The organism is Cellulomonas sp. ACRRI, assembly GCF_022346185.1.
Lineage (GTDB): Bacteria > Actinomycetota > Actinomycetes > Actinomycetales > Cellulomonadaceae > Cellulomonas.
On sequence record NZ_JAKRMS010000164.1, the window covers coordinates 1 to 7,643 of the forward strand.

The following is a 7,643-nucleotide window of genomic DNA, read 5'->3' on the forward strand; positions in this document are numbered from 1 at the left end:
GCCGGGGTGGCCGGCGGGCGGGCCTGCGGGTCGTGCGGCGGCACCGGCCTCGCGGCCGGGGTGCTGGGCGGTCATGCGGGTCCTCGGATCACGGAGCAGAAGGGGCGCGCCGGACACGGTGCCACGCGGTCGCCCTCCGCGCGACACCGTGCCGGGCACGGTGGTCCGGGCCGGCGCGACCCGCGGGGTCGCGCCGGCCCGTCGGTCAGGCCGCGGCCGCGGCGGTCCGGTGCCGACGACGGTACGCCGCCGCCGTCAGCAGCGCGCCGAACAGCAGCAGCGCGGCGGCGTACCCGAGGGCGTCGCCGGGCTCGGCACCGGTCGCGGCCAGGCTGCCGGACGCGGCGTCGCACTCGACCTCGGCACCGAGCGGCAGCGCGAACGACACCGGGTCGAGCGCCGCGCCCGCGGTGTAGAACCCCTGGAACACGGTCGCGCCGGCCTGGGTCAGCGTCGCCGGGACGCCCGACCACGCGACCTGCGAGGCGCCCGGGGACGCCGAGCCGGCGGACAGGTCCAGCGTGGCGAGCGCCACCCGGGACGAGCCGGACGGGCTCGCGACCGTCATCGTGAGGGTCGCGGACGACGCGCTCGTGACGCGGACCGTCGGGTTCGAGAACGTCAGGTCCAGCTGGCCGGCGTGCCCGGTGAAGTGCACGCCGCCCGACCAGGACGTGGAGCCGACGGCGCCCGCGGTGTTGTAGCGCCCGGTGCCGCCCGACCACGTCCAGGGGCCGGAGCCGGAGACGCCGGAGGCGCTGATCGAGCCGTTCGCGACCGGGCCGGAGACGTAGCTGCGGAACGAGTCCCGCACGCCCCAGGTGAACGTCGCCCCGGACACGGCCCGGGCCACGCAGGTCGGTGCCGCGGCCTGGACGGTGATCGGGAACTCGAGCGTCCGGCCAGCGCCGACGAGCACGAGGGTGTGCGCCCCCGCCGGCGTGGACGCCGGGACGGTGACCGTGGCGGCGACGGTGCCCGACGCGTCGGCGGTGAGCGTGGCCAGCAGGACCGGGTCGGAGTGCAGCTCCAGGCGGATGCCGCCCTCGCCCGCGCCGAACCCGTTCGCCGTGACGGTGAGCTCGCCGCCCGCGACGACGGCGCCCGCGGCGTTCAGCCCCTGGATCTCGCGCACCGGCGCCGGCTCGCCGCCGGGCACGGTCGGGGTCGTCGGGGTCGTCGGGACCGTCGGCGTGGTCGGGACCGTGGGGGTGCCGCAGTCCGTCGCCGCGCCGAGCGGCAGGGTGAACGACACCGGGTCCAGCGCGGCGCCGGCCGGGTAGAACCCGGCGAACGCCGTGCTCCCCGCGGCGGTCAGCGTCGCGGGGACGCCCGACCAGGCGACCTGCGCCGCGGTGGACGCCGCGGTGCCACCCGACAGGTCCAGCGTGGCCACCTCGACCCGGGTCGCGGCCGCCGTGCCCGACGACACGGACATCAGCAGCGACGCGGTGGTGGCGCCGGTGACCCGGACCTCGGGGCTGGCGAACGTCAGGTCGAGCGCGCCGTCGTGGCCGGTGAACCGGACGCCGCCGGACCACGTCGCGGTCGCCAGGCCGGCCGCGTCGACCCGACCCGAGCCGGCGGACCAGGTCCACGGGCCGGCGCCGGTCACGCCGGTGGTGCTGATGGAGCCGTGCGCGATCGGGCTGGTGATGTAGGAGCGGAACGAGTCCCGCACGCCCCAGGAGAACGTGGCGCCGGAGACCGCGACGCAGGTCGGCGCCGGCGTGCCGCCGCCGGGGGTGCCCGGGGTGCCGGGGTTCTCCCCGCCGCCGGGGGTCCCGCCGCCCGGGTTCTCGCCGCCCGGGTTCTCGCCGCCGGCCGCCGCGAAAGCAAGGGGGACCGCGCGCTCGTTGCCCGCCTGGGTGGTGCCGCCGGCGCCGGTGGTGAACACCGCGAGCGTGCCGCCCGCGAGGGCCTTCTCGTCCAGCGTCTCCTTGTCGACGGTGACCGTCCAGGTGAAGCCCGCGGTGCCGTCGGCGGCGAGGGTCCACTTCAGGTACGGCGCCGTCTCGCTGACGCCCTGCACCCAGGCGGAGTAGGCGTTCGTGCGCGCCGCCGAGGGCGCGCCCTCCGACGGGCGCCAGGTGCTCGCCAGCCAGCCGACCTGCGCGTAGAAGCCCGCGGGCTTGCCCGCGTTCGGGCCGTAGAGGCCGAGCGCGCTGGTGTCGTAGCCGGACCCGGTGATTGTCAGGGTCGCGCCGTCCGGGTCCAGGCCCGTGGTCGGCGACACCGTGAGCGTCGGCTCCGCGGGGGTGCCGGGCTGCTCGGTGCCGGGCTCACCGGTCCCCGGCTCACCGGTCCCCGGCTCACCGGTGCCCGGCTCACCGGTGCCCGGCTCCCCGGTGCCCGGCTCCCCGGTGCCCGGCTCCCCGGTGCCCGGCTCCCCGGTCCCCGGCTCCTCCGTCACGGGCTCGGCGAACGCGATCGGGACGGCGAGCTCGTTGCCCACCTGCACGACGCCCTTGCCGCCGACGGTGAACACCGCGAGCTGCCCGCCGTCGATCGCGACCGCGTCCAGGGCGGCCTTCGTGATCGTCTGCGTCCAGGTGAAGTCGGCGAGGCCGTCCTCGCCGATCGTCCACTGCACGTACTCGCCGCCGGTCGGGGTGTTCTCGACCGCGACGCGGTAGGCGTTCGTCCGCGCGGACGCGGGCGCGCCCTCGGACGGGCGCCAGGTGCTCGCCAGCCACCCGATCTGCGCGTACATCCCGGCCGTCATCGGCCCCTGGGTGAACGCCGGGTCGAAGTCCTGGCCGGTGATCGTGATCGTCGCGCCCTCCGGGTCCAGGCCCGTCGTCGGCGACACCGTCAGCGTCGGCGTCGGCGCGGCGACCGCGGGGGTCGCGACGAGCGCGGAGCCCGCCCCTACGACCAGCGCGACCAGCGCGCCGGTGACCGCGCGCCAGGCGCGGGTCCTCGTTCCTCGGTGCATCGTCTCCCTCTCCGGCCCGGGAACCCGGGCGATCGTGCGGGCCGCGCCCCCCGACGGGCCGCGGTCCTCCTCGGTCACTGCTGCTCGTCGTCCGGCGCCCCGCCGGGGGTCCCGGCCTCCCGCCGGTGCCGGGCCCCGCGGGCCGCCGCCACCCCCGCCACGGTCGCCCCGACCGCCGCTGCGGCCGCCGACCCGGCGACGACCCACGGCGCGGCCCCGGAGCCCCCGGTGTCCGCGTCGTCGTCGACCGGGGCCGCGACGGCGGTCACCTCGGCAGTCGGCTCGGCGGGGTCCTGCTCGGCGGCTGCCTCCGCGGGCTCGGCGGACGGCTCCGCGCTCGGCGGCGCGGCCGCGGCGCCGGGCTCGTCGAACGTCACCGGCGTGAACGACTCGTTGTTCGCGTTCGCGACCCCGTGCGCGCCGATCGTGATGACGCCGCAGGTCACGGCCCGGCAGTCGACCTCGACCGTCCCGCCGTCGGCGTCGAGCGCCGTGATGGTCGCCCCGGGGATCGTGAGGTCCGTCGACCAGGAGCCGTCCTCGGCGACCTCGCCCCCGTTGGCCTCGACGGCGGTGGTCGAGCCGGGGAACGCGACGAACCGCTGGTACCCCGCGTTCTCCTGGCCCTGCACGTCGACGGCGTACCGGTACTGGGCGCCGGACACGCCGCCGGCGGACGGCCGCCAGCCTTCGGACGCCGGGTCGACCCAGCCGAACAGCACGTAGACCCCGCCGAACCCGCCCGGCACCGACTGGAAGCCGGTGCCGGACACCTGCACGCTCGTCGGCGCGTCCGCCGCGGCGACCGGCTGCCCACCCTCACCGACGACCACCACCTGCGGAGCAGCGGCGGCGGGTCCGGCGGCGGCGAGGGCGGCGGCCGCGGCGAGCGCGGCGGCCGCGAGCGCGCGGAGCGGCGTCGGGGTCATCGGGGGTCCTCCGTGGTGGTGCGGGCGTCGCCGGTGCCGGCGGTGCGGTCGGGCAGCACGAGCAGGTCGCCCGTGCGGGGGTGGACGAGGACCTCGACCGGGTGCCGGTAGACGGCGCCGAGCAGGTCGGGGCGCAGGACCGCGGCGGGGGCGCCGAGCCCGTGCACCCGGCCCTCGCCGAGCAGCAGCACCCGGTCGGCGTACGCGCCGGCGAGGCTCAGGTCGTGCAGGACGGCGACGACCGCGTGCCCCGCGCGGGCGAGGTCGCGCGCCTGGCCGAGCAGCATCTCCTGGTGCCGCAGGTCGAGCGCCGCGGTCGGCTCGTCGAGCAGCAGCACCGGCGTCGCCTGGGCCCGGGCGCGGGCGTACGCGGTGCGGGCCTTCTCGCCGCCGGAGAGCGTCGGGAACCGGCGCTCGGCGAGGTGCAGCACGTCCGCGGCGGCCGCGGCCTCGGCCACCAGGCGGTCGTCGTCGTCCTCGGCCGGGGTGCCCCGCCAGGGCGCGCGGCCCATCCGGACCACCTCGGCGACCGCGAACGGGAAGCTCAGCCGGTGCTCCTGGAGCAGCACGGCGCGCCGCCGGGCCAGGTCGGCGGGCCGCAGCCGCCCGACCGGGGCGCCGTCGGACGTGACGGTGCCGCGGGTCGGGTGCAGGTCCCCCGCGAGCAGGCCGAGCAGCGTCGACTTCCCGGCGCCGTTCGGGCCGACCACCGCGAGCAGCTCGCCGGCCTCGACCCGCAGGTCCACGCCGTCGAGGAGCGTCACCCCGTCGACGTCGTACCCGGCCCCGGCCAGCTCGACCGCCGCGCTCACGCCCAGCCCCCGGCCTGGCGGCGGGTGCGGCGGATGAGCCAGAAGAAGAACGGCCCGCCGACCAGGGCGGTCAGCATGCCGATCGGCAGGTCCGCGTAGGCCACCGCGGTGCGGGCGACGAGGTCCGCCGCGAGCAGCAGCACCGCGCCGCCCAGCGCGCTCAGCGGGACCAGCGCCCGGTGGCCCGGGCCCACGAGCATCCGGACCAGGTGCGGCACCACCAGGCCGACGAACGCGATGATCCCGCAGAAGGCGACCGCCGCGGCGGTGAGCAGGGCGACCGCGACGATGCTGACGACGCGCAGCCGCTCGACGTCGACGCCGACGTGCCGCGCGGCCCGCTCCCCGAGCGCGAGGAGGTCGAGGCGTCGCGCGACCAGCAGAGCCACGAGCAGCCCGACCGCGACGAACGGCGCGACCACGGCCACGTACTGCCAGCGGGTCCCGTTCAGCGACCCGAGCTGCCAGAACACGATCTGCTCGCGCGCCTGGGTGTCGGCGAGGAAGGTGAGGAACGCGATGCCGGCGCCCGCCACCGCGTTCACGGCGACACCCGTCAGCACCAGCGTGACCACCTCGGTCCGACCGCCGGACCGGGCGAGCAGGTAGACCACCAGCGTCGTGACGAGGCCGCCGGCGAACGCCAGCGCCGCCGACGTGAACGCGCCGAGGAAGTTCAGCCCGAACACGATGCCGGTGCAGGCCGCGAGCGCCGCGCCCGACGACACCCCGACCACGCCCGGGTCGGCGAGCGGGTTGCCGAACACGCCCTGCATGACGGCGCCGGCCGTGGCGAGCGCGGCCCCGGCGAGCACGGCCATCACGACGCGCGGGAACCTGATGGTCCACAGGGCGGCGTCGCCGTTCGCGTGGCTCGGCAGCGGGCCGACGTCCAGACCGAGCCGGTGCAGCACCGAGCCCAGCACCTCCGCCGGCGGGACGCGCAGCTGCCCGGTGCCGGCGGCGACGACCGCGAGGGCGAGCAGCGCGACGACGAGGCCGATCGCGAGCGGGACGACGCGGCGGTGGCGGGTGCGGGCGACGCCCGGGGTCGCGGCACGGGCGGGCGCGGGTGCGGTGCGCACCCGGTCCGCGCCGGGCTCGCGCAGCGCCGTCACGAGGCGTCCGGCGCGTAGAAGGCCCGGGCGAGCGCGTCGAGCGTCTGCGCCGAGGTCGGCCCGAACGACAGCACCTGGGTGTCGGCCATGTCGACGATCCGCCGGTGCTCGCCGGCGGGCGTCTGCGCCACGGCGGGCAGCTGCTCCAGCAGGCCGTCCACCCCGCCGACCGACTCCAGGCCCTTCGTCATCACGAGCACGAGGTCCGGGGCGGCGGCCACGAGCCCCTCGTCGGTGACCGGCCGCATGCCCTGCCAGCCGATCTCGCCGGCGACGTCGACGGCCCCCAGCGCCTCGATGAGCGAGTCCGCGCCCGAGCCCTCGCCGAACAGGTAGTAGACGCCGGCCTGACCGCGCAGGTACAGGAAGGCCACGCGCAGCCGGTCGGCGGGGTCGGCCGGGGCCAGCCGCTCGACTTGGGCCCGGACGTCGTCGATCTCTGCCTCGGTGCGGGCCGCGAGGGCGGCGCCCTCGTCCGGCAGCCCGACCGCCGCCGCGACCGACGCGATCAGGTCGCCGACGGTGCCGAGCTCGCGGTGGGAGTCGACCACCACGACCGGGATGCCCGCGTCGCGCATCTGCAGCACCGTGTCCCACGGGCCGAGGGTGGTGTCGGTGATGATCAGCGTCGGCGCGAGCTCGAGGATCGCCTCACCGGACAGGTCGTGCCCGCTCGTCGTCACCACGGGCAGGTCGGCGATCTCCGGGAAGTCCGACGACGAGTCCCGGCCGACGACGCTGCCGCCGAGCCCGAGCTCGAAGAGGATGCGGGACGTCGAGCCGTACAGGTCGAGCGCGAGGACGCGGCTGGTGTCGGTGACGGTGACCTCGGTGCCCTGCGCGTCCGTGACCGTGACCGGCAGCGCGGGCTGCGGGTCGTCGGCCACGGGGTCCACCGGCGTCGCGGCGGCGACGGCGGTCTGCTCGCCCTCCCAGGCGCGCGGCTCGTCCAGCGGTGTCAGGTCGGCCAGCGCGGGCCGGTCCCCCGCGACCACCGCCGCGCCGCCCCCGGACGCCCCGGCCACCCCGGTGCACCCGGCGAGCGCCGCCACCACGAGGGCCGCCACCAGGGCCGGGACCGACCGGCGGGCGGCGCGGCGGAGCGGGGCGGACGGGCGTGCGGGCATGACGAAGCGACTCCTGTGCGGGTGAGGCTCGCGCACGGGGGCGCTCCGATCGGGCGCCGTGGCGAAGGTGAGCCAAACCTAAGTTAGTCATGCCTCAGAAGACAAGACGCCGCGTCAGGACGAGCGCGTCGGACACCTTTCGGGTGACGCCGCCTAGCCTGGGCCGATGGACCGCCGAGCCCGCGCCGACGCCCCCGCGCCCACCCCCGGGGAGCGCGCGGACCGCCTCAAGGAACGGGTCTACGTGACCTTCGCGGCGCTGGCCGTCGTCCTCACCCTGCGGTCGCACGGGGACGTCACCGCCGGGGTGGCCGCGACCACCCTGCTCATCACCGTCGGGGGCACGCTGCTCGCGGTGCTGCTGGCCGACATGGTGTCGCACATCGCCGTGCACGCCGCGCTGCCGACCGCCGCCGAGGCACGGCACATGGTCGCCGTGTGCACCGGGGCGCTCGGGGTGCTGGTGCTGCCGATGGTCTTCGTGGGCGTCGCGGCCACGGGGTCCTGGACCGTCGACGGGGCGCTGCGGGCGTCGACGATCGCCCTGGTGGCGAGCCTGGGCGTCGTGGGCTGGCTGGCGGTGCGCCGCGTCGCGCTCCCCGGCTGGCAGAAGCTCCTGGTGCTCGTCGCCGAGGTCGCGCTGGGCGCCGCGGTCGTCGCCCTGGAGCTCCTGGCCCACGGCTGACCCGCGCCCGCAAACCCCCCGCGCACCCCGCACC

The 7,643-nt window shown here is 77.5% G+C and carries 6 protein-coding genes and 1 pseudogene; 2 read left to right on the top strand and 5 right to left on the bottom strand.

The window, feature by feature from the left end:
* Positions 1-205: 205 nt before the first annotated feature.
* On the bottom strand, positions 206-2,236 hold the full coding sequence (locus MHY85_RS19210) for an HtaA domain-containing protein (RefSeq protein WP_374234132.1): 2,031 nt from the start codon (positions 2,234-2,236) through the stop codon (positions 206-208).
* Between the two features lie 30 nt (positions 2,237-2,266).
* Here MHY85_RS19210 and MHY85_RS22080 point away from each other — a divergent pair.
* Positions 2,267-2,347, top strand: a pseudogene (locus MHY85_RS22080) (hypothetical protein); the annotation flags it as partial.
* A 665-nt stretch (positions 2,348-3,012) separates the two neighbouring features.
* Here MHY85_RS22080 and MHY85_RS19215 read toward each other — a convergent pair.
* Genes MHY85_RS19215 through MHY85_RS19230 form a run of 4 tightly spaced genes read right to left on the bottom strand, consistent with a single transcriptional unit; the run spans position 3,013 to position 6,924 of the window.
* Positions 3,013-3,867: a hypothetical protein gene (locus MHY85_RS19215; RefSeq protein ID WP_239199645.1), complete on the bottom strand. Its 855-nt coding sequence runs from the start codon at positions 3,865-3,867 to the stop codon at positions 3,013-3,015.
* On the bottom strand, positions 3,864-4,679 hold the full coding sequence (locus tag MHY85_RS19220; RefSeq protein ID WP_239199647.1) for a heme ABC transporter ATP-binding protein: 816 nt from the start codon (positions 4,677-4,679) through the stop codon (positions 3,864-3,866). The genes MHY85_RS19215 and MHY85_RS19220 overlap by 4 nt, the downstream gene beginning before the upstream one ends.
* Positions 4,676-5,797: a FecCD family ABC transporter permease gene (locus tag MHY85_RS19225; protein WP_374234130.1), complete on the bottom strand. Its 1,122-nt coding sequence runs from the start codon at positions 5,795-5,797 to the stop codon at positions 4,676-4,678. The genes MHY85_RS19220 and MHY85_RS19225 overlap by 4 nt, the downstream gene beginning before the upstream one ends.
* Positions 5,794-6,924 (bottom strand): hemin ABC transporter substrate-binding protein, encoded by a 1,131-nt coding sequence (locus MHY85_RS19230; RefSeq protein ID WP_239199649.1) that lies wholly within the window; start codon positions 6,922-6,924, stop codon positions 5,794-5,796. Before MHY85_RS19230 ends, MHY85_RS19225 begins: the two co-directional genes overlap by 4 nt.
* A gap of 166 nt (positions 6,925-7,090) precedes the next feature.
* Between MHY85_RS19230 and MHY85_RS19235 the strand changes: the two genes are divergently transcribed.
* Positions 7,091-7,609, top strand: a complete 519-nt coding sequence (locus MHY85_RS19235) for a hypothetical protein (RefSeq protein ID WP_239199651.1) — start codon at positions 7,091-7,093, stop codon at positions 7,607-7,609.
* Positions 7,610-7,643 lie beyond the last annotated feature (34 nt).

Bases quoted from the DNA above. Each gene is read 5' to 3' on its own strand.
- MHY85_RS19215 (WP_239199645.1), bottom strand. From the start codon at position 3,867: ATGACCCCGACGCCGCTCCGCGCGCTCGCGGCCGCCGCGCTCGCCGCG.
- MHY85_RS19230 (WP_239199649.1), bottom strand. From the start codon at position 6,924: ATGCCCGCACGCCCGTCCGCCCCGCTCCGCCGCGCCGCCCGCCGGTCG.
- MHY85_RS19235 (WP_239199651.1), top strand. From the start codon at position 7,091: ATGGACCGCCGAGCCCGCGCCGACGCCCCCGCGCCCACCCCCGGGGAG.